The sequence below is a fragment of the Extibacter sp. GGCC_0201 genome (genome assembly GCF_017566055.1).
Taxonomy (GTDB): domain Bacteria; phylum Bacillota; class Clostridia; order Lachnospirales; family Lachnospiraceae; genus Extibacter.
The window spans coordinates 95774-117495 of the sequence record NZ_JABFCH010000002.1 but is presented as its reverse complement, the minus strand read 5'-3'; the positions used below and the strand labels follow the sequence as shown (position 1 = coordinate 117495).

Annotated in this window: 16 protein-coding genes and 1 riboswitch; of the genes, 6 read left to right on the top strand and 10 right to left on the bottom strand. The window is 48.1% G+C overall.

Annotated features, from left to right (window positions below; all coding sequences use genetic code 11):
• Positions 1–156: 156 nt before the first annotated feature.
• Both HJV72_RS01840 and HJV72_RS01835 read right to left on the bottom strand, forming a co-directional pair.
• Positions 157–1500 (bottom strand): GHKL domain-containing protein, encoded by a 1344-nt coding sequence (locus HJV72_RS01840; protein ID WP_117770718.1) that lies wholly within the window; start codon positions 1498–1500, stop codon positions 157–159.
• A gap of 11 nt (positions 1501–1511) precedes the next feature.
• Entirely contained in the window at positions 1512–2213 is a 702-nt protein-coding gene (locus tag HJV72_RS01835) for a LytR/AlgR family response regulator transcription factor (RefSeq protein ID WP_066579707.1), read from the bottom strand.
• Between the two features lie 356 nt (positions 2214–2569).
• Here HJV72_RS01835 and HJV72_RS01830 point away from each other — a divergent pair, with 356 nt between their 5' ends.
• Genes HJV72_RS01830 through HJV72_RS01820 form a run of 3 tightly spaced genes read left to right on the top strand, consistent with a single transcriptional unit; the run spans position 2570 to position 5812 of the window.
• Positions 2570–3313, top strand: a complete 744-nt coding sequence (locus HJV72_RS01830) for an ABC transporter ATP-binding protein (RefSeq protein ID WP_066579709.1) — start codon at positions 2570–2572, stop codon at positions 3311–3313.
• A gap of 2 nt (positions 3314–3315) precedes the next feature.
• The gene (locus tag HJV72_RS01825) at positions 3316–5448 is read left to right on the top strand and encodes an FtsX-like permease family protein (RefSeq protein ID WP_208068219.1); all 2133 of its coding nucleotides are present in this window, start codon (positions 3316–3318) and stop codon (positions 5446–5448) included.
• Positions 5429–5812 carry a hypothetical protein gene (locus tag HJV72_RS01820; protein WP_208068218.1) on the top strand — a complete coding sequence of 128 codons (384 nt, stop codon included), beginning with the start codon at positions 5429–5431 and terminating at the stop codon, positions 5810–5812. Before HJV72_RS01825 ends, HJV72_RS01820 begins: the two co-directional genes overlap by 20 nt.
• A 97-nt stretch (positions 5813–5909) precedes the next feature.
• Here HJV72_RS01820 and HJV72_RS01815 read toward each other — a convergent pair whose 3' ends face one another.
• The 3 genes from HJV72_RS01815 to nifJ form a co-directional block, all read right to left on the bottom strand.
• On the bottom strand, positions 5910–6344 hold the full coding sequence (locus HJV72_RS01815; protein ID WP_208068216.1) for a putative signal transducing protein: 435 nt from the start codon (positions 6342–6344) through the stop codon (positions 5910–5912).
• Between the two features lie 19 nt (positions 6345–6363).
• Positions 6364–7983 (bottom strand): Na+/H+ antiporter NhaC family protein, encoded by a 1620-nt coding sequence (locus HJV72_RS01810; protein WP_208068214.1) that lies wholly within the window; start codon positions 7981–7983, stop codon positions 6364–6366.
• A gap of 163 nt (positions 7984–8146) precedes the next feature.
• Positions 8147–8314, bottom strand: a riboswitch (Lysine riboswitch).
• Between the two features lie 199 nt (positions 8315–8513).
• Positions 8514–12050, bottom strand: coding sequence for a pyruvate:ferredoxin (flavodoxin) oxidoreductase (gene nifJ, locus HJV72_RS01805; protein WP_117770710.1), 3537 nt, complete (start codon positions 12048–12050; stop codon positions 8514–8516).
• A 294-nt stretch (positions 12051–12344) separates the two neighbouring features.
• On the opposite strand from nifJ, the gene HJV72_RS01800 reads away from it, so the two are divergent.
• A complete protein-coding gene (locus tag HJV72_RS01800; protein ID WP_208068212.1) occupies positions 12345–13733 on the top strand; it encodes a sodium-dependent transporter in 1389 nt (462 codons plus the stop codon).
• Positions 13734–14479: 746 nt separating this feature from the next.
• Here HJV72_RS01800 and HJV72_RS01795 read toward each other — a convergent pair.
• From HJV72_RS01795 to HJV72_RS01785, 3 genes are all read right to left on the bottom strand, one after another.
• Positions 14480–16228, bottom strand: coding sequence for a S8 family peptidase (locus HJV72_RS01795; RefSeq protein ID WP_208068210.1), 1749 nt, complete (start codon positions 16226–16228; stop codon positions 14480–14482).
• Between the two features lie 24 nt (positions 16229–16252).
• Complete coding sequence (gene rbr, locus HJV72_RS01790; RefSeq protein WP_132277701.1) at positions 16253–16864, bottom strand: rubrerythrin; 612 nt, start codon at positions 16862–16864, stop codon at positions 16253–16255.
• A gap of 62 nt (positions 16865–16926) precedes the next feature.
• Positions 16927–17943, bottom strand: a complete 1017-nt coding sequence (locus HJV72_RS01785; RefSeq protein ID WP_208068208.1) for a glycosyltransferase family 2 protein — start codon at positions 17941–17943, stop codon at positions 16927–16929.
• A gap of 148 nt (positions 17944–18091) precedes the next feature.
• Here HJV72_RS01785 and HJV72_RS01780 point away from each other — a divergent pair, with 148 nt between their 5' ends.
• Positions 18092–19315 (top strand): 6-phosphofructokinase, encoded by a 1224-nt coding sequence (locus tag HJV72_RS01780; protein WP_208068203.1) that lies wholly within the window; start codon positions 18092–18094, stop codon positions 19313–19315.
• A 58-nt stretch (positions 19316–19373) separates the two neighbouring features.
• Complete coding sequence (locus HJV72_RS01775; RefSeq protein WP_208068202.1) at positions 19374–19604, top strand: hypothetical protein; 231 nt, start codon at positions 19374–19376, stop codon at positions 19602–19604.
• Between the two features lie 445 nt (positions 19605–20049).
• Here the strand turns inward: HJV72_RS01775 and HJV72_RS01770 are convergent, their stop codons facing one another.
• Both HJV72_RS01770 and HJV72_RS01765 read right to left on the bottom strand, forming a co-directional pair.
• A complete protein-coding gene (locus tag HJV72_RS01770) occupies positions 20050–21273 on the bottom strand; it encodes an NAD(P)/FAD-dependent oxidoreductase (RefSeq protein WP_208068201.1) in 1224 nt (407 codons plus the stop codon).
• A complete protein-coding gene (locus HJV72_RS01765) occupies positions 21270–21722 on the bottom strand; it encodes a 4Fe-4S dicluster domain-containing protein (RefSeq protein ID WP_117770705.1) in 453 nt (150 codons plus the stop codon). The genes HJV72_RS01770 and HJV72_RS01765 overlap by 4 nt, the downstream gene beginning before the upstream one ends.

The following is a 21722-nucleotide window of genomic DNA, read 5'->3' as shown; positions in this document are numbered from 1 at the left end:
TCCCTCCGCAGGCGGAGGCATATCATTAGTATAGACCAATATGCAGCCTGCTACACTGTGCATTATACCAGTTTTTCCCTGAACTTGAAAGGGGCTGTCGGCTAATACCGATTTGACAGCGTCTGTCTTCCCCCTGATTCCGGGCCTCCGCTTATATTATATGATGTACGGAGGCGTAAGCCGTGACACGGGCATGATAATCGGAGAGACCATAGTTCCTCTGGCTACCAGAATGGTTACAGTAAACGTATCGTCCGTGTAGTCGATTTTCATGTCCCCGCCATATTTCTCCACAATACGTTCTACGTTTTCAAGACCAATCCCGTGGAGGGAGGAATCATTTTTACTGGTCTTATAATGTCCGGATTCTTCTACGACGGCATTTACCTTGGAGTTTACAAGTTCATAACTAAAATAATTATTTTTGCACCGTGCCTTCAATGTGAGGAAACGCATAGAATAGTCCGGTATCTTACAGCAGGCTTCAATAGCATTATCCAGAGTGTTGGCTAATAGAGAGCACAAATCGATATTATCAATCGGAGGCGTTTCCTCAAGGCCGATCTGGAAGTCACAGTGTATACTGTTATCCATGGCAGTCTGTTCTTTGGCGCTTAACACGGCATTGACAGTACTGCTTTTACAGTATACTTTTGCAGAGGTTATGAATTCCCTGTCCAGCTCATTCAGATACTGGTCTGCATCTTCATAGTCTTTGTTCTGAAGAAATGTACAGATGATATTCAGGTGGTTCTTCATATCATGGCGGAGGCTTCGTATCGTCTGCTGGCTGGACTCTATTTCTTTATAATAGGCCTGCTGGTACTGATAGGTCTTAAGTTCCATCTCTGTACGCATTGTCTTTGCCAGATAGGTGCACAGATAAAAGCACCCCATATTCGTAATCAGGCTCGCGATACATGCGGGATATGCGGCGTGGGAAGTGGCATAGGTCGACTTATAAATGACAGTAATGATCCCGATAAACGAGGACAGGGATATAAGGTCAATCAATATCCACATCCGTCTGCTCAGGTCATGGACAGCATGGGGAACATATAACTTTATAAAATAGTAGACTGCATACCATACCGGGATGCGGAAAAACATGGTAACTGTATGGAGGATAGTCTGGGCAGCCTCGGTCATCTGGCGCTGGCAGATATGCAGCCAGATAAGGTAACCTACATCCTCCAGGATGTAGGAAATGGATGCTATGACCGGAAATACCAGGATAGTGGCGGAGAGTTTCAAAAAGAGGCTGCTTTTGTGGAAGACAAGCATCAGTATAAATAAAGCCAGGAAAGAACCCATCGTACCGGTGACTTCTCCGGGAAATATGGCAATGTTGGTAGTATATGCAATCAATACCACCTCGAGAAATTCCAGCACAAGACTCTTTCTGCGCAGCGGTAGAAATTTCTTAAGTATGAAAAAAAGCAAGGTCCCATAGGTAACAGAAATCCCCAGATTTATAATGTACACAATTGTATTCAGCATGATATGTTCTCCTAATGCAGCATGTATTTCGCAAAAGCAATGGAAAGATCAGGCTTGCAGGAACGGCTCACCGGAAGTGACTCCCCATCTACAAGGATACTGTTACCTTTTAACTCTGCAAGATATTTTAAATTAATCAGATAACGGCTGTGAATACGGATGAAGCTGTCAGGCAGCTGTGATTCCAGTTCACTTAGCTTTTCATAGAAGGAATAGCGCTTCTCTGAGGTGACTGCATGGATAATCCGCTTGTCACTGGTAAAGTATTTTACAGATGAAAGCGGGACACGGATACGTTTGCCCTGCTGCTCAATGACGTAATATTTCTCCATGGAGATATCCTGGGCTTCCAGTGCCATGTGCAGGACAGCTGTTATCTTCTCGCGTTCATACGGCTTCATAATATAATTTAAAGCGCGTACTTCATAGCCCTGGAAGACAAAGTCCGGATGTGAAGTGACGAATACAATCTCCCCGCAGCTCTTCCTTGAACGGAGCTGCTTTGCTGTGGAAATGCCGTCAAGGGCCTTCATCTCAATATCAAGAAATATAATCTGGTAATCTGCATTATCTAAGGAATCAAGCAGCTCTTCCCCACAGGTGAATTCAAAAATCTGATAATCCATTCCGCATAAATCCAGTTCTGTACTTATTATTTTTCGTAAATCACTGCGAAAGACCCTCTCGTCGTCGCAGACTGCAAGCTTAAGCATTAATGATCAACCTCCGGTACTTTAGAGTTATCATACCATAACCGTGAACCAAACGGGCAGAGCCTCGAAAAACCTACGGTTTTCCTCGGTCGCTTCGCTCGCCGGATTGCCGGAAATGCAATTGTCTAAGCAAGCTTAGCATTAACATTTCCGGTAACCCGGCTCTGCCCTGTACGCACATTATACCATAAGCCCGGGATATAGAAAAGAAGTTGCTCAGCAATTCAAAGGACTATTTCCAAATACCGAATTTTACAAAAGAGCGGTAAAACTTGACATTCTGGAGGGTCGAATTACGAGCCTGTTTCCCATAAAATAAGTATCAGAAAAGGAAGAGGAATCAGGAGGAATATATGATGTTAAAAGTAGAGCACCTTTATAAAAGCTATCAGACAGGGAAGAACAGATATGAAGTGCTAAAGGACGTATCATTTGAGGTACAGGAAGGAGAATTCGTAGCAGTCATGGGACCTTCCGGTTCCGGCAAGACAACTCTGTTAAACTGTATTTCCTGTTTTATACCATTTGAAGAAGGAACAGTAAGGCTTAAGGATTCTAACCTTGCCAAGTTGACGGAAAAGCAGATTGCTAAAGTGCGCAATAATAAGCTTGGATTCGTATTTCAGGATTTTATGCTGCTGGACGGGCTGACTGTTTTTGAAAATGTATGTGTCCCAAAATCCATCCGGAAAGAGCCTTTTGAGAAAATGGAAAAGAAGGCAGAGAATCTGCTTCACATGTTCGGGATCAGAGAAATCGCAGATAAGTATCCGGCAGAGATATCAGGAGGACAGAAGCAGAGAACAGCGGTTGCCAGAGCATTGATGAATGATCCGCTGTTAATCCTTGCGGATGAACCCACAGGGAATCTGGACAGCCGCTCCAGTGAAGCGGTAATCGGTGCGTTCTTGGATGCGCAGAAAAAACTGAATGCCACTACGTTCATGGTAACCCATGACAGCTTTTCCGCAAGCTATTGTGACAGGGTGATCGTGATGAGAGACGGGTCGATCTACACAGAACTTGTGAAAAAAGGGAACAGGCGGGAGTTCATGGAAGAGCTTTTGACCGTATTAAGAGACTTGAACGGGGGTGAATAAAGATGACGCTTAGTACTTTATGGAGCAGGCTTAGAAAAAAGAACAAGGGAGATTACCGGCAGTTCCGGTTCTGTATGACATTCGCGGTCCTTCTTGTGTCATCACTTCTTATGATGGTGTGCAGCCCTCTGATACAGGATTCGCTGCCGGCAGGTGGTGACAGCGGGAAACAGATCTACCTTATATGCGGTGTGGCGCTCTCCGGCTGTATTATATTCGCAGCATATGCGGCACGGCTGTTCCTCAGATATAAAAGCCGCGAGATAGGGATATTTATGGCTCTTGGCGCAGAGAGGAAAGTCCTGGCCAAAGCCCTTAGCCTGGAGCTGGCCAAGATTATCGGCGCGTGTGCGGCAGCAGGTATCGTAATTGGCTCAGTGATTGCTTTTCTTGTAGGAAAACTGATGGAGATGATGACAGCCAGCGTCAGCGATTCCGCATTCGCATTCACTGTTTCAGGATTTTTGGCTTCTGTGCTGTATGCGGCAGTGCTTTTTATCATGGTTCAGTTTCTGGCCTGGAGAGCTATGAAACGTACGAATATCCTGGAGGTCATTAATGAACAGCGTAAACAGGAACCAATGAAAAAAGCAGTATCCAGATCTTACTTCATAAGCGGAATCATCCTGACTGCCGTGGGCTTTTTCGGGGCTGTGATCCTGGAACAGATTACAGTATATGCTTTAGGGATGTGGTTAGGGGGATGGACCAATGCCTTCTACCTCTTAATATTGCTGGGAGTGTACCGGATGCTCGTGTATGCGGTATCCAGCCGCCAGAAAGGAAGGAATCCACAGAAATATTATAATAACCTTATCAACTATGGAATGATCAAATTCCAGGGAGCATCTGTCGTGAAGAATATGCTGGTTATAACACTGCTGATTTTCGCCGGGCTGTATGCAATTTCTTATATTCCGGCCAATATGACAACAGACACGGTGCTTGAGGACGACTTTTCCTACCGCTATCTGAATGATGCAGATGAACCTTCAAAGGAAGAACTTGATTCACTGGCGGATCAAAATGGCATAACAATAGGCGATTACCGGGAAGGGGAATTTATAAGGGTAACAGGCAGCGGAACAGACAGGGACATGTCTGATGATAATAAACTGATGGAAATTTATTATGATGAGTATGCGGAATATGACTGTACCAGTGTTTCTGAATATGAAAAGCTGACAGGAACGAAGCTTGATATACCAGAAGGCTCCTATTACCAGATCGAGGGCAAGAATGCATACGAGAACATCTGGTACAAATTCGGGGACATGGATAAATTATACTGTCAGAGTGAAGGACAGTTCCTGCCGATGAAATACTTAGGAAATACGACTTACCATTCACTTATCATAACGACCAGCGTTGGAATGAATATCGGAAGCCGTTTTATACTGAACGATGAAGACTATTTAAGGCTTAAAAGCGGGCTTCCGGAAGAAAAGCAGGAGACACAGGTTCTGTTCAACACGGAGGGAAACCTTAAAAGTATGGCAGCATTTGCCGGAGAATTTTATGAATTATTTGTAAATGGGATGTCTGAAGATATGAATGTTATGAGCTATTATAATGCATTGGAAGGAGAACGAAAGGGAAGTGATTACGCAGATATGGAGGATGATGCCACTGTAGATGCGAAGAATCCTCTAAGAGAAACAGACTGGCAGTATGCTCCTGTTATGGAACCTCTTTTAAGACAGCAGAGAACCATGCTTCTGGCTAACAGGCTCCTTCTGTTCGGTTATGTATTTCTGATATGTTTCGCATCTGTGGGGATTATCGGATATACTAGAAGCCAGGGAATGGGAATTGCCAATGCACAGGCATTTGAAGATATTAAGAAACTAGGGGCAGACAGGCATTACAGAAGAGAGCTGATGAAAAGCCAGATTAAGAAAATCTTTGTCCTGCCGACAATACTCGGAGTGGTACTTCTGCTCATATATGAGGCTATCACTCTTACTACGAATGATAAGAACTTATCTGTAACAGATATGAAGATTCTGGCTATGCTGGCAGGAGCCGGAATTATAGCAGCACTGTATCAATACGTCATATACAGGGCATCTTTAAAAAAAGTAGGAAGCTACTTAAAATTAAATTCCTTGAGTTATGAAAAGAAAAAAATATAATATCTGTTACGAATGTGCTGATGAGTTCATTATCATACCGCAGGAAAGAGTCATGTGCTTTCTGGACGATAAAGGCGGCGCAGAAAGAATCTTTATTCCCAAGAAAGAGCTGTGTCCTGACGGGTATGTTGAATATCTGGAGAGGGTGCTGAATACGAACCGGCACCTTCACCAGTTCTCTTATAAATATGCCGGGGAATCTCCGATTGGCGAGCTGGGGATTCTGATAATCATGCAAAGGCAGCTTGCCGGCATGAAGATGAATGGCGAATACTGCTTTGAAGAAGTCAGAATCGTACACTATGGCGGAAAAGTGACCGGGTTCCGGCTATTGATAAATGCGAAAGAAAAAGGTATTATTTAAAGGGTGGTGAATATAAGGAATATTCTCAGCAGATACCCCTGTAGCGGTTCAAGGCTTTGAAAAAGCCTGAATTCTATAGGGGTATCTTCTTGTTTCATTAACCAAAAAATGCATCATACAGATTCAGAATCAGTGCGGCTGCCGCCGATACGCCAAGGACAGCCGCGATAACGCCCGCAACGATACGCCTGTTCCTATAAAATGGCGGGGCGGGGATATCCTCCTCTTCTGCCATCTTCCCCGCATCCTCTGTATCTATCTCGGCTTCGATGCCGTCCACCAGTTCCCGGGCCCGGTCTACATCGGCTTCATCTACATACAAGTCTTTTCCAAAGACAGAAAAACCCATGTAAATACTCAAGTAGCCGCCGCTTTCCTTGTCACGTATCCAGCACTTTATACCGTTCCCTTCCAGGACGCCTGCTATCATCTGGGCGTGGACTTCATTTTCTACAGATATAAGCCTTGCTGGACGCATGGCTGTCATGTCTGCGCCATGTCCGGCCTCCGGCTTCTGTTGCATCTCCCGCATACTTGCCTCCCCGCGACTGCTATACTTTATCGATGTTGATCACTCTGATTACAAACAATACAATGAGCATCAGCACGACTCCCACCGGAAGCGCAATCCAGGCAGACTGGACGAACCCTGCCACAATATAGGTGACAAAGGACACGGCTGCCACCGTAACCGCATAAGGAAGCTGCGTCGTCACATGGTTCACATGATTGCACTGCGCCCCGGCCGACGCCATGATGGTCGTGTCGGAGATAGGTGAACAGTGGTCTCCACATACTGCACCCGCCATACATGCCGAGATAGAGATGATCATCATATTTTCATTGCTTCCGGCAAATACGGCCACGACGATCGGTATAAGAATTCCAAACGTTCCCCAAGAAGTCCCTGTGGCAAATGCCAGGAAGCAGCCTACGAGAAAGATGATGGCCGGCAGAAGCGTCACGAACCCTTTGGCGCTCGATTTCATCATCGCTTCCACATAAGCGGCGGCACCCAGGCTGTCTGTCATCGCTTTCAGAGACCATGCCAGCGTCAGGATGAGGATTGCCGGAACCATGGCCTTAAATCCGTCCGGAATGCAGGACATGCATTCGCCAAACTTCATAACACGCCTCGCCACATAGAAAATAATCGTGATGGCAAATGCAAAGAAGCTGCCGAGCACAAGGCCCACCGAAGCATCACTCTGTGAAAATGCCGTGACAAAGTCCTCGCCCGAGAAGAATCCTCCTGTATAAATCATTCCGATTACACAGCAGACGATAAGAAGCAGTATCGGAAACACAAGATCTATGACCTTGCCCCTGCTGTCTTCCCCTGATTCCGGCTCTGCATTGGCATAAGGCCGGTCCGGAGTCGTATACAAGTCTCCCTTTGCCGCATTCTTTTCATGCAGCCGCATAGGGCCGTAATCTACTTTCATGAACACAAGCCCCAGCATCATGACGATAGTGAGCAGTGCATAGAAATTATATGGGATAGCCCTTATGAATATAGAGAGTCCATCTTCACCTTCCACAAATCCGGTCACGGCCGCTGCCCATGACGATATCGGTGCTATGATACAGACCGGGGCGGCAGTGGCGTCAATCAGATAAGACAGCTTTGCCCGCGATACGTTGTGCTTGTCCGTTACCGGACGCATCACGCTTCCTACGGTCAGGCAGTTAAAATAATCATCGATAAATATGAGCACGCCGAGCACGATTGTCGCAAGCTGCGCTCCTACCCTCGATTTGATATGTTCCGAAGCCCATCGCCCAAATGCAGCCGACCCGCCTGCTTTATTCATAAGGCATACCATGACGCCCAAAATGACGAGGAACACCAGGATACCCACGTTATAGCTGTCTGACAGCACACCGATTATGCCGTCCTGGAATACATGTGTTATCGTCTTTTCAAACGTAAAGTTGGAGTAGAATATGCCGCCCATCAAAATGCCTATAAACAACGAGCTGTATACCTCCTTCGTAATCAGCGCGAGCACGATAGCCACAACAGGCGGTACCAGCGCCCAAAAAGAGGCATACATGTCAGGTACGTACTCCGCCGCATCTTCTGCTGCGAATACAGTCAGAGAACTGCACGCCAGCATTAGCAGAAGAACCAGTGTCCCCCATACAACTTTCCTACTTCTTTTGTTCATCTTTCTTCCTCTCTCTTCCCTTTTTCCCTGGATTCCTGCAATATGGAAAACAGCCGCCGATTCAGAACAGGGTTTCTCCATACCACAAAAACGCCATGAATAACGCCCTTCGGAGGCGCATCCATGGCATAATATACACGATACATATTATATGTACTTATCATACACTGATAGCGCTCCACTGATGTGACAGTCCGCAGCATCTTCTGCATGCGTCCCAGAATGTGCACGCGGGATATGCACACCCTTCGGCGGTCTCCCCTTCCGCCCAGTACAGTCTCCCGGACTATCGTGCTGGACTACTGATGAAAACCGCGCCTCTATCAAGTTCATTATTCATATAGTACATTTGTATCATTTTTACCGGTATTTGTCAATAAATGATATATTTTTGGCACATTTTCTGCTTATCAGCCATATAGGGAGATGCTTTCTTAAAATTTGTCTATAACGCCAAATAAGAGGAGGAAAGGCTGGCCTCTCCTCCTCTTAATGTACCTCCGGGCTATATGCCCGGGGCAATCTGTCTCTTATTCTCCACCGTAAAGCGTTACGAGCTTCTTCAGATAATCATATCTTTCCTTGGCTTCTGCTTCATTCTTCGCGAACAGCTTTTCAGCCTTCTCAGGATTAGCCCTCTTCAGAGCGCTGTAACGTACCTCTCCATCAAGGAATGCCTGATAATCGCCGGTAGGCTCCTTGCTGTCCAGAGCAAACTTAGCTCCTTCTGCAGCAGGATTGAACCGGAAGTTGTTCCAGTATCCACACTGTACAGCCAGCGCTTCTTCTGTCTGAGCCTTGCTCATGCCCATCTTGATGCCATGGTTGATACATGGTGCATATGCGATGATAAGTGATGGTCCTGGATATGCTTCTGCTTCCGCAATCGCCTTGACCGTCTGGTTGAAGTCAGCACCCATGGCAATCTGTGCCACGTATACGTAACCATAGCTCATCGCGATACCTGCAAGGTCTTTCTTCTTCGTCTCTTTTCCGCCTGCTGCAAACTGTGCTGTCGCACCTGTCTTTGTAGCCTTGGAAGACTGTCCGCCTGTATTGGAGTAAACTTCCGTATCAAATACCATGATGTTGATGTCCTCGCCGCTTGCAAGCACGTGGTCGACACCGCCAAATCCAATATCATACGCCCATCCGTCACCGCCGAATATCCACTGGGACTTCTTAGCGAGGAAGTCTTTGTTCTTCACGATGTCATTGCATGTCTCACAGCCGCATCCTTCTAATGCAGCCACAAGCTTATCAGAAGCATCTCCGTTCGTCGCTCCGCTGTTAAACGTATCCAGATATTCCTGGCACGCAGCTTTTACTTCTGCTGATGCCTCGTCTGAAGCCACTAAGGATTCCACTTCTTCTTTCAGCCTCTTTCTGATAACCTTCTGAGCGAGCAGCATGCCGTATCCGAACTCTGCATTGTCTTCAAACAAGGAGTTGGACCATGCAGGACCCTGTCCCTTGTCGTTCACCGTATATGGCGTGGACGGTGAGGAGTTGCCCCAGATAGAAGAACATCCTGTAGCATTGGCGATGTACATCCTGTCACCGAACAGCTGCGTTATCAGCTTCGCATATGGCGTCTCTCCACATCCCGCACAAGCGCCTGAGAACTCAAGGAGCGGCTGTTTGAACTGGCTGCCCTTTACCGTCTCTGGTTTGAACTTGGCAACAACTTCTGGCTTAACCGGAATCGCTCTTCCAAAGTCAAATCTTTCCTGGCATGTGTCTACATTCGTTTCCATGTTCTCCATAACGAGTGCCTTTTCGCCCTTCTTGCCCGGGCATACGTTAGCACAGGAGCCACATCCCGTACAGTCATAGCCGGATACCGTAATCGCAAATTTCATGCCAGGCATGCCGACCATATCGATTGCCTTCGTTCCTTCCGGAGCTTTGGCAAGCTCGTCTTCCGTCAATGCAACCGGACGGATGACCGCGTGCGGACACACGTAAGCACAGCGGTTACACTGGATACAGTTTTCCTCTTTCCAGATTGGTATATCTACTGCAATACCACGTTTCTCGTATGCAGAAGAACCAGATGGCGTAGAGCCGTCAACATAATCGCTGAATGCTGATACAGGCAGGGAGTTGCCTTCCTGAGAGTTGACTTTGCACTGTATGTTCTTAACAAAGGAAACTACATCTTCTCTTCCACCCTTGACTTCCGGTGTAAACAGCCCTTCATCTTCCGAGCTCTTCCAGCTGTCAGGAACCTGAACCTCTACTACCTGCTTCGCGCCTGCATCGATAGCGTCATAGTTCATCTGTACGATCTTATCGCCTTTTCTTCCGTAGGTAGCTTTTGCAGCCTTCTTCATAAGGTCGATAGCTTCTTCTTCCGGAATGATGGAGGCAAGTTTGAAGAATGCAGACTGGAGAACCGTATTGATACGTCCGCCAAGTCCGATCTCTTTACCAATCTTGATACCGTCAATCGTGTAGAACTTGATATTGTGGTCAGCGATATATGCCTTTACCTGGCCTGGAAGATGCTTCTCAAGCCCTTCCATATCCCACGGGCAGTTCAGCAGGAATGTTCCGCCGTCCACAAGCTCCTGTACCATGTTGTATTTATCAACATAAGAAGGGTTATGGCAGGCTACGAAGTTTGCCTGACGAATCAGATACGTAGACTTGATAGCCTTCTTGCCGAAACGCAGGTGTGACATCGTAACACCGCCGGACTTCTTGGAGTCATAGTCAAAATAAGCCTGCGCATACATGTCCGTATTGTCACCGATAATCTTGATAGAGTTCTTATTAGCACCAACAGTACCGTCAGCGCCAAGTCCCCAGAACTTGCAGTTGATCGTACCTTCCGGAGTCGTAACAAGAGGAGCTCCTGTTTCCAGAGAGAGTCCTGTCACATCGTCTACGATGCCGATTGTAAACTTCGCCTTCTCCGTATTGTTGAATACAGCGACAATCTGAGCCGGCGTCGTGTCTTTCGATCCCAGTCCGTAACGTCCTGACAGTATAGGAACTGCATCGAATTTAGTTCCTTTTAATGCAGCCACTACATCCAGGTATAATGGTTCGCCGAACGCACCTGGCTCCTTCGTCCTGTCAAGTACGGAGATGGTCTTGACCGTATCCGGTATTGCATCTATCAATGCCTGAGCACAGAACGGTCTGTAAAGCCGTACTTTGACAACGCCGACCTTTTCGCCTGCTGCCAGCATATAATCTACGGTCTCTTCAATCGTCTCACATGCTGAGCCCATAGCGATGATAACCTTTTCCGCATCTGCCGCACCATAATAGTTGAAGAGCTTATAGTCTGTTCCGATCTTCTCGTTAACTTTGTCCATGTATTCCTGTACGATAGCCGGCATAGCATCGTAGTACGGGTTACATGCCTCTCTTGCCTGGAAGAAGATATCCGGATTCTGGGCGGAACCTCTCTGGCAAGGATGGTTTGGATTCAAAGCATGGTTTCTGAATGCATCGATTGCATCCATATCGACCAGTTCTTTGAGGTCTTCATAATCCCATGTCTCGATCTTCTGGATCTCATGAGACGTACGGAATCCGTCAAAGAAGTTGATAAACGGAATCTTCCCTTTCAGTGCCGCACAGTGGGCAACCGGTGTCAGGTCCATGACTTCCTGCACGCTGGACTCGCACAGCATGGCCGCACCCGTCTGGCGACAGGCATAGACATCTGAATGGTCTCCGAAAATAGATAATGCATGGCTTGCAATCGCACGGGCGGATACGTTGAATACGCCAGGAAGCTGCTCACCCGCTACTTTATATAAGTTAGGAATCATCAACAATAATCCCTGAGATGCCGTAAATGTCGTCGTCATAGCACCTGCTGCCAGTGAACCGTGTACTGCTCCGGCTGCGCCCGCCTCTGACTGCATCTCTGTTACTTGGACAGTTTGTCCAAATATGTTCTTCCTGCCCTCTGTAGCCCACTCATCCACGTGTTCCGGCATAACAGATGATGGTGTGATCGGGTAGATAGCCGCTACTTCAGTATACGCATATGACGCATGCGCCGCGGCCTGGTTACCGTCCATGGTCTTCATTTTTCTTGCCATTTTTGTTGTTCCTCCTTAAAATATATTACATATTATTATAACTTGACGTATACATTCATTATATCCTTAGTACATTTAAAAGTCTAGTGATTATTGGCTTTATTTTGTTCCTTTTTCCGTACACTGGAGCGCTGCGCGGGGCCCTTGGGAATGGATAAATTCTTGACAATTACATGTTGCTAGGCTATACTAAAAAAGAGGATTGGATTGGGTAAGGATGCTCTCACAGCAGTTGTGAGCGCATCCTTTTTTAATTCAACACTTCTCAAATAAAATAGAGATTGGAGTGTTGTTATGAGTAGTAATGAGGCTGGTACTGGCAACAGTACGAACGACCAGGCGCAATGGGGTTCGCGCTTTGGTTACATAATGGTCGCGGCCGGGGCCGCAATCGGGCTCGGTAATATCTGGCGTTTCCCATACCTTGCCTACGGAGGGGGCGGCGGCGTATTCATCGTAGTCTATATTCTTATGGCTTTGATTATGGGTTATCCTCTAATCAAGGCGGAAAGCGCCATCGGCCGTTACGCGAGGGCCAATGTGGCGACGTCTTTCGGCGCTGTCAAGAAAAAGTACAGGTTTATCGGCTGGATAGCCATGCTCTGTACGGCTTTGATTGACATGTATTATGTTATTGTCGGCGGATGGGTGCTGAAATATGCAGTCGCCTATATCACCGGTGCAGATTTCGGAACTGACACGCAGGTATTTTTTAACAGCTTTACGTCAAAAGCTGCCGAACCTTTAATCTATACGGCAATCGTAATGATAGTCGTAGCGATTCTGCTGTTCTTCGGTATTACGAACCTGGTGGAGAAGATTACTAAGTTCATGATGCCTGCATTGTTTATCCTTTTACTCATATGTGGCATCTGGGCTGTCTTTTCTACCCCTAATGCCGCTGAAGGACTGAAGTATTACATCGTACCGGATTTCAGCAAGATGAGCGTCAAAGTATTTGCAGATGCCGCGACGCAGGTACTGTTCTCTATCGGAATCGGCTGGGGTATCTTTGTCACCCTCGGCGCCAGTCTTCCAAAGTCAAATAATATCAAAAAAGATTCCATATGGATAGCAGTCTGTGACACTGTCGTAGCGCTGACGGCAGGTTTTGTAATCATTCCTTCCGCATTTGGAGCAGGCGTAGATGTGTCAAGCGGTCCTTCCTTAATCTTCGTGGTAATGACCCAGATATTCTCAAAGCTTCCTGGCGGACGGTTTATCGGCATCTTCTTTTTTATCGCACTGCTGTTTGCCGCACTTTCCACGCTGTTCACCATCATCGAGATTCCGAACAAATGGCTGGAAGAGACAGCACACATATCGCACCGGAAATCTACGACCATCACTTCGCTTGTCATCTTCGCCGGCGGTATCATCGTGTCACTTGGCTTTGGCGTATTAAGCGGAGTACAGCTCCCGTTTATCGATTTGAACGGAGTATCTTATTATAATATTTACAACTGGCTTGATACGTTCACAGCGTATATCCTGCTTCCACTCGGCTGTCTCCTCACCTGCTTCTATGTCGCTAAGGTGTGGGGCTTCAAAGATTTTGAAAAAGAACTTACCGTCAACGGAAGAGACGGCGGCTTCTCACAATTTCAGAAGCTGTTGTACGCAGTTATCGTTCCAGTGCTGATGCTTGTCGTAATACTTAACTGCTTTGGATTTATCAAGTAACTGTGGGTTTAGTGAAGTGGCTGCGGACTGGGAGCCGGGTGGCATCTGCTCCGATGCGTACGAGGCTCTGACTATTTCACGTATCCCTAACCCTGCGGAATGTGCGCCGACAGCGGCTTACATCCCGCAGGATAAGGGCTACGGAAAGGATTCTCCGCCTCTCCCGCTTATACCTGCGCATCTCCCACTCGGCTCCCCGCCCGCTATCTACTTTACTTAACAAGGGCGAGGACGGCTATGTGGCGTTACTGGCCAGCGAATGAACGCTGGCTGCGTGAGGTGGCTGATAAAAAATAACAAGTTTAATATGTGCAGTGATAGAAGAAATCTGTGCACGCCGTTGCTGAAAGAAGAGCCGGAACCAGGCAGGGGATGTCATCAAGACATCCCCGTACCTGATTCCGGCTCTTCTTATATTAGGATTTCTTTTCGTCAAGGGTTAGCTTGCTAAGCCCTCTATCACTATACTTACACAAACAAAGCACTTCCAGCGACCAATAGTGTTACACAGCCACCCTCGCCCGTGCCAGTAAAGTAGATAGCCGCTGGGGAGGTAGGGGACAGATGCGAAGGTGTAAGCGGAAGGGACGGAGAATCCTCACCAGATTCCTTGGCTTGTGGGGTGAGAGCCGCTATCGGCGAACACCCCACAGGCTTAGGAATCTGTGTGATAGTCGCAGTTCCCGGACGCATCGCAGCAGATGCCCCATACCTCCCCATCGGCGTCCACTTCACTAAACCCCCATTTATACAGGCAGACTATCCCGTACGCACAGCGCCCCGTATCCCACCTGTGGGTTGGGGTATACGTCAAATCCGGGCAGCGGCCTTGCTCCCCTTCTCAGATATGCCTTCACCTTCTCCCCATAGAGGTATGGGTCATTTCCTCTTACAACGCCCCATTCCATCAATAGCGCGGCACTTCCCGCCACAAATGGCGTAGCAAAAGATGTGCCCGTAAATGATGCATACCCGCCTCCGACTGTTACGGTGGTCACATTTACACCCGGAGCTACCAGGTCAGGCTTAATGAATCTGCGTTCCCCTCTATAGCCCCGCCCTGAGAATCCAGCATATGTAAAGTTCAGGGAGTTGTATGCGCCAACTGCTATCGCTCTGCTCGCAGTAGATGGTATGGTCATCGTCGTGTTGTCTGTCGGAAAAGAAAATCCAGTTCCCCGGTTCAGCACGTTTTCGCTTGGCAGCCACATCTCATATAAGCCCGATACCACTCTTGACGGGGACAGTACGATCCTCCATATGCCGCTGGATATATAGCTCTCTGTCGGAAGCATGTCAATGAATATCTCCTGGGAAATGCTGTACGGGCTCGGCTCACCATAGTATAGAAGAATCTCTGTCTGCCCGGCTGTAAACCTCTGGGGGCCGAGGATCTCCTGAAACGGCCCTACCCGGATGCCTGAAGGTGATATGAGCGATATATCTGCCACATCCGTGTATGCCTTCCATATCTGTACGTTCAGGGCGGGCTGGTTCTCCTGTACCGCCAGCTCGACCACTGTGTCCTGCCCTTCAACCAGTATGCCGGAAGTATGCCCTGCACTCGCCGCCTCATTGCCGGTACCGATACTGATGCTGCTTTTCCACAGATTTGATATATCATCGATAAAACGCTCCAGCAGCGATGTGCCGTCATGGGCACCGTATGTATTTCCAAAGCTGATATTGACAGCCACCGGCATCTGGAACTCCAATGCTTTTTTGATGACATAATCAATACCCTGCATGAGCTCCGTCGTTCGGGGGAAGCCGTCCTTTCTCGGACTGGCCAGCTTGACAACGAGCAGTTCGCTCTGCGTCGCCACCCCTCTGTACTGCCTCCCTCTGCTGCCCCGCCCGTTGCCTGCTGCTATTCCTGCTACGGCCGTCCCGTGTCCGGAAGTGTCCCGGCTCGGCACGGCAGCTCTCATCTCTGCTTCGGAACCGGCGTTCAGCGCTTCATTTATCTGTTCTGCACTGTATTCTACCCCAATGGCATATCCTTCCGGGGGCAGCCCATTTTCACCCGGTACCACCGATTGATCCCACAAAGCCCTGATTCTCGTCGTTCCGTCTTCATTTCTGAAGTCTGCATTGGCATAATCGATACCAGAATCAATGACTGCCACAAGTGTGCCTTGTCCATACAGGGAAAAACGGGTCCCCTGCACTTCATCAATACAGGATACCCGTCTTCCATTGGCAACTTGAAAGAATAACCGTTTAGGCTTTTCTATATACTCTACTTGTACGACACTGGCGAGCGCTTCGATAAGGGACTCCCGTATCGTTATTACCGCGTACTCATTCTGCAGTTCTACCACCTGGTCTGCAAGTTCTCTTACTGCCCCAAGGTCACCGGAGTATTTGATGATCAGGTCCCACTGCCTGTCTACGGGGTTATACCCAACGTCCAGTTCCAGCGACCTCTCTCTCTCCTCTTCTGTAGCATCTAACGCAAGATTTAACAGATTATCTGCTTTCTGACTTGTCATACGCTACCTCTGCCTTTGATATTGTTATTTCATAAATTCACACTCCAGATAAGGAGCCAGCTCAACCGGGATGAAATATCCCTTTTCATATCTGCACGTAGGGCATACTTCCGGCACACGTTTTCCGCGGTAGATGTGTCCACAGTTCAGGCACATCCATGCCCCCTCGCCTTCACGTTCATAGTAAGTGTTGTTCTCCAGCATCTCGGCGAGCTTGCCGAAGCGTTTCCCATGAATCGCCTCTATATCTGCAATCTGGTAGAATGCAGAAGCCGCCTCGTGGAAGCCTTCCTCTTTTGCAGCATCTCCGAATACCTGATACACATCCTCATACTCCTGCATCTCATTGTGCTGCGCTGACCGCAGAAGATCCGCCAGGCTGTCTGAGTGGTCTATCGGGAATCCTCCGCAGATATCAATGGTCTCCCCTGACAGGCTCTTAAGTAAGCTGTAGTATCTCTCTGCATGTGCGCGTTCCTGGTCTGCCGTAAATAAAAATATCTCGCTGATAGAATACATCCCCTGTTCACGGGCTGTCTTCGCTGCAATCGTATAACGGTTGCGTGCCTGGCTCTCACCTGCAAATGCCTTCATCAGATTCTCTTTCGTCTTGCTTGTTCCAAATTCAATAGCCATGTCACATACTCCTTTTCACTTTTATTACTAGTATGTACCATGGCTGGTAAATTATTCTTTTTTTAATTAAATCCTATTATTCTTCTGGCCACACTGTAGACAAGGGAGGATATCTTCCTGCCGGACTTGCCCGGGAGGTTGATCGTCTGCCCGAGTATGCCATACCTTATCTTCATATAAGTCTTAACATCCTTCTTCTTAAGATACTTCCACAGTTCCTTTTTCTTCTCCAGATTTTCTTCTTTCTTAGAGCGGATTAGAAGTATGGAAGAGACGGTCATCATTATCGCCAGATAGTTGATCATATACTGGCGGAGCTTCTTGCTCGTAACATTTTTCAACTGGTACATCTCTATCATGGATTTCGTCACAAATATCTGCTGGTCTACCCGGGCGATCATATTCTTTTCATTGACCGACTGGTCTTCCCGCCCGATAAAATAGCGGTAGAAATCCACATCCAGATAATATATCTTCCGCACGTGTGGGAGCGGATAGTATACATAGATATTGTCCACATAAAACGTATGCTTCGGAAGTCTCATCTGCGACAGCTGAAGCATCGCTGTACGATATATGACAGAATGCATCAGTATATACTGGTCGAGGCGGAAATGCCCGATATCATCCCATCGGAATATCTCATCTTTGGGCAGGACATTCCTGTAATGGACACATCGCTTATGGGCCACGCCGACCTTCTCATAGACGTAATTTGAGACGAGCATGTCCACTTCCTGATCGTCCTCTTCCAGGTCCCTGAGCAGCTTCAGTATCTTGTGAAGCGCCTCCTCATCTACCCAGTCATCGCTGTCCACCACTTTAAAATACTTTCCCTGTGCATTGCCAAGGCCCGAATTCACCGCATCTCCATGTCCGCCGTTTTCTTTATCCACAACTTTTATAATCGTCGGATATTTTTCCGCATATTCATGTGCAATCTCAGATGTGCGGTCTTTGGAGCCGTCGTTCACGATTATAATCTCTACATCCTCACCGCCAGGGAGAATGCTTTCAACCGCATGTTCCATATACGCTTCAGAATTATAGCATGGTATGGCAAATGAAATATATTTCATCTTGTCTGCTTCCTTTCTTCATCAACTGTTTATTAGTATAATGCATTCTTCCTCTTTTTCCAACCTGATATTCGCAAAAAATTATACTACAGATTGTAAAATCTTTCATTTTCCGATATAGTAATTACAAAGAATTGGAGGAAAAAATATGAAGAAAAACATCATTGTAGGACAATCAGGCGGACCTACCGCCGTAATCAACGGAAGCCTGTACGGTGTCGTAGCCGAAGGAGTGAAGCAGACGGAAAGCGTGGGACAGGTCCTCGGCATGATTAATGGAATCGAAGGATTCCTCCAGGGCCGGTATATGGATATCGGGGCGCTGGACGCGACGAATGAGCTGGAGCTTGTAAAGACGACACCGGGGGCATATCTTGGCTCATGCCGCTACAAGCTGCCTGAAGATCTGGCAGACCCTGTGTATCCCGAGCTGTTCAGGAAATTTGAAGAGAAGGGCATCGGATACTTCTTCTATATTGGAGGTAATGACTCCATGGACACTGTAAGCAAGCTTTCACGCTATGCCGCAGGAATCGGCAGCGATATCCGTTTCATCGGCGTGCCGAAGACCATCGATAACGACCTTGTCGAGACGGATCATACTCCGGGATATGGAAGTGCCGCCAAGTATGTCGCGACTACAGTCCGTGAGATTGCAACAGATGCCACAGTATATGACAACAAGCAATCTGTCACCATCGTGGAAATCATGGGCCGCCACGCAGGGTGGCTTACAGCTGCCAGCATACTGGCTCGGAAGTTTGAGGGGGACAACCCGGTTCTCATCTATCTTCCGGAAGTTGCATTCGACCAGGATGCCTTTGTAGAGAAAGTGAAAGAAGCGCTTAAGACCACCCCCAACCTCGTCGTGTGCATCTCTGAAGGCATCAATGACGGCAAAGGCACCTTCATCTGCGAATATGCAAGCGATGTCGGCACAGACACCTTCGGCCACAAGATGCTGACCGGATCAGGAAAGTATCTGGAGAATCTTGTAAAAGAAAGAATTGGGGTCAAAGTACGTTCCGTAGAGCTTAACGTATGCCAGCGCTGCTCCTGTGCCCATCTATCAAGGGTGGATCTGGACGAGGCCGTGAATGCCGGCATCTACGCGGTACAGGTAGCACTCGGAGGCGAGACCGGCAAGATGATAACATTCATCCGTAACAAAAGCGTGCCATATGAACTTTCCTATGGAACGGCAGATGTCAATATCATCTGCAATAAAGAAAAACCCGTTCCAGATGAATGGATCATCAGCGAAGGCTCTGATATCAGCAGCAAATTCATCGATTACGCAAGACCTCTCACGCAAGGGTACGTAGAACTTCCGACAAAGAACGGAATACCATTGTTCGCTTATCGGAAATAAAGCAAATGGGGGTTTAGTGAAGTGGGCGCCGATGGAGACGTAGGGGGCATCTGCTCCGATGCGTCCGGGAACTGCGACTATCACACAGATTCCTAAGCCTGTGGGGTGTTCGCCGATAGCGGCTCTCATCCCACAGGCCAAGGAATCTGGTGAGGATTCTCCGTCCCTTCCGCTTACACCTGCGCATCTGCCCCCTACCTCCCCATCGGCTGTCTACTTTACTGGCACGGGCGAGGGTGGCTGTGCAACACTATTGGCTGATGGAAGGGATTTGATTGTGTCAGCATAGTGATAAAGGGTTAAGCAGGTTGATAACCTTAGTAAAAGTAATCGTAATGAAGAAGAGCCGGATTCAGGTACGGGGATGTTTATGAGATGACATCCCTGCCTGATTCCGGCTCTTCTTGCAGCAACTAATTTGTTCTCTATGCTACACTTATTGAGCTTGTTATAGTCCACCAGCCAGCTTACGCAGCCAGCGGCCATCCGCTGGCCAGTAACGCCACACAGCCGCCCTCGCCCTTGTCAAGTGAAGTAGATAGCGGGTGGGGAGCCGGGTGGGAGATGCGCAGGTGTAAGCGGAAGAGGCGGAGAATCCGCCCCGGATTCCTTTGTTTGCGGCAGAGGAGCTGCTATCAGCGACTCTGCCGCAAAGTTAGGATGCCGTGGGCTAGTCGGAGCCTCGTACGCATCGGAGCAGATGCCACCCGGCTCCCCACCCGCGGCCACTTCACTTAAACCACCCACTCGTATCTGCCTGTCTCATCTACGTGATAGAAGTCTGCATAGCTGATGCTGAAGAGGTCTTTTTGCATGCCGCTCATATCTATCTTGTTCTTTATGAGGTACTGCCATGTACCTGCGTTAGAGATATCTCCCTGAAGCAGTATGCCTTCTATCTTTCCTTGGCGAAGGATGGCTCTCTTATACTGCCTGCGGTCTTCTCTTACCTGAACCTGGTCGCCTTCTTCCTCTCTTATTCTTCCGACGCACAGTGTCACGAGTCCAAAGAAGTTGATGGTATTTTTGGCAGCAAATGTATCTGTGTACATTTCCGGGATACCGCACATATTCTTGCCTGCCACCCGGCCCTGGTCTGTGGCGTTGGGCCATATTCCGGAGAGGCCGGTAATGTCTCCTGCAGCATATACGCCCGGTACGTTCGTCTGCATATGCGTGTCTACCGTCACCCCCCGCTCGCAGGCGATGCCGCTTCCTTCCAGGTAAGCTAAAGAGGGCCTGACCCCTGCCGCCACGATAACCAGGTCGCACGGAATCTCTTCACCGTTATCCAGCGTGACTTTGTGAATCTTACCATCGTGCCCGCATACTGCTTCGCTGGCCTTTCTTCCTAAGATGAAGCGTACTCCGGCTCTTTCAAAAAGCTTCTGGTAGGCTTCTGCCGCATGGGCATCAAGCTGCACGGGCAGTATCTGGGATGCCATCTCGACTATCGTTATCTTCTTTCCCTTTTCAAGCAGGCCGTAAGCCGCATCCAGACCGACAAGACCTGACCCGATGACCAGAACCTGCTCTGCGTGTCCGGCCTCCTTTACAATGGCCTGGGCATCGCTGAGATTCCTGAGGCCGAATACATTGTACGCCTTTCTCAATTCACCGACCGGCGGTATAAAGCTGTCGGCCCCATTTGCCAGAAGAAGCCTGTCATAGCCCACCTTCTCGCCCGTCTCCAGCACGATTTCCTTCTCTTCCGGACAGACTGCACATACCTTTACACCTTTCATCCAGTTGATATCGAACGTATCCCAGAAATTATCTTCTGTAAAGTCAAGCTGCACTTCGTCACGCTCTCCTGCTATATATTTGTGCAGCATACATCTGGAATGTATGTACGTGTCTGCAGAGATTACAGATATCCTGGCAGAACCGTCTTCCTTCCTGATTGTTCTGGCGGCTTCCAGCCCTGCTGTCCCCGCACCGATAATCACGTATCTCATTCTTGCACCTCCTCTACGAATATGGCTTTCTTCGGGCAGGAGGACACGCAGGACGGCTCTCCTCCGGCATTCACGCAGAAGTCACATTTGATTACCTTGCTCTTCGTCACTCTGTCGGGCTTAAGCACTCCAAACGGGCAGTTCATGACACACATAAAGCAGGAACCGCACCTGTTCTCATCGTAAAACACATGCCCGCTCTCAGGGTCCTTTTTAAGCGCTCCGCTCATACATGACTTTACGCACTCCGGCTCGGTACAATGGCGGCAGAACAGTGGTCTGTAATTGCCCTGCTGATCCTTCAGGATGAAATTTCTCGACTCGTTCTCAGGATCTGCCAGGTCAAGGTCATATATCGTTCCTTCCGTTTTTCTGTGAGCCTGCATACAGGCCGCGGAGCAGTTCTTACAGCCATCACATTTTTTATAATCAATCATGATACGTTTCAT

Excerpts from the sequence above, each read along its gene's own strand:
- HJV72_RS01820 (WP_208068218.1), top strand. The coding sequence starts at position 5,429 with ATGAAAAGAAAAAAATATAATATCTGTTACGAATGTGCTGATGAGTTC.
- HJV72_RS01785 (WP_208068208.1), bottom strand. The coding sequence starts at position 17,943 with ATGAAATATATTTCATTTGCCATACCATGCTATAATTCTGAAGCGTAT.
- HJV72_RS01775 (WP_208068202.1), top strand. The coding sequence starts at position 19,374 with ATGCGTCCGGGAACTGCGACTATCACACAGATTCCTAAGCCTGTGGGG.
- rbr (WP_132277701.1), bottom strand. The coding sequence starts at position 16,864 with ATGGCTATTGAATTTGGAACAAGCAAGACGAAAGAGAATCTGATGAAG.
- HJV72_RS01780 (WP_208068203.1), top strand. The coding sequence starts at position 18,092 with ATGAAGAAAAACATCATTGTAGGACAATCAGGCGGACCTACCGCCGTA.
- HJV72_RS01795 (WP_208068210.1), bottom strand. The coding sequence starts at position 16,228 with ATGACAAGTCAGAAAGCAGATAATCTGTTAAATCTTGCGTTAGATGCT.
- HJV72_RS01765 (WP_117770705.1), bottom strand. The coding sequence starts at position 21,722 with ATGAAACGTATCATGATTGATTATAAAAAATGTGATGGCTGTAAGAAC.
- HJV72_RS01810 (WP_208068214.1), bottom strand. The coding sequence starts at position 7,983 with ATGAACAAAAGAAGTAGGAAAGTTGTATGGGGGACACTGGTTCTTCTG.
- HJV72_RS01825 (WP_208068219.1), top strand. The coding sequence starts at position 3,316 with ATGACGCTTAGTACTTTATGGAGCAGGCTTAGAAAAAAGAACAAGGGA.
- HJV72_RS01815 (WP_208068216.1), bottom strand. The coding sequence starts at position 6,344 with ATGCGGGAGATGCAACAGAAGCCGGAGGCCGGACATGGCGCAGACATG.
- HJV72_RS01835 (WP_066579707.1), bottom strand. The coding sequence starts at position 2,213 with ATGCTTAAGCTTGCAGTCTGCGACGACGAGAGGGTCTTTCGCAGTGAT.
- nifJ (WP_117770710.1), bottom strand. The coding sequence starts at position 12,050 with ATGGCAAGAAAAATGAAGACCATGGACGGTAACCAGGCCGCGGCGCAT.
- HJV72_RS01830 (WP_066579709.1), top strand. The coding sequence starts at position 2,570 with ATGTTAAAAGTAGAGCACCTTTATAAAAGCTATCAGACAGGGAAGAAC.
- HJV72_RS01840 (WP_117770718.1), bottom strand. The coding sequence starts at position 1,500 with ATGCTGAATACAATTGTGTACATTATAAATCTGGGGATTTCTGTTACC.
- HJV72_RS01800 (WP_208068212.1), top strand. The coding sequence starts at position 12,345 with ATGAGTAGTAATGAGGCTGGTACTGGCAACAGTACGAACGACCAGGCG.
- HJV72_RS01770 (WP_208068201.1), bottom strand. The coding sequence starts at position 21,273 with ATGAGATACGTGATTATCGGTGCGGGGACAGCAGGGCTGGAAGCCGCC.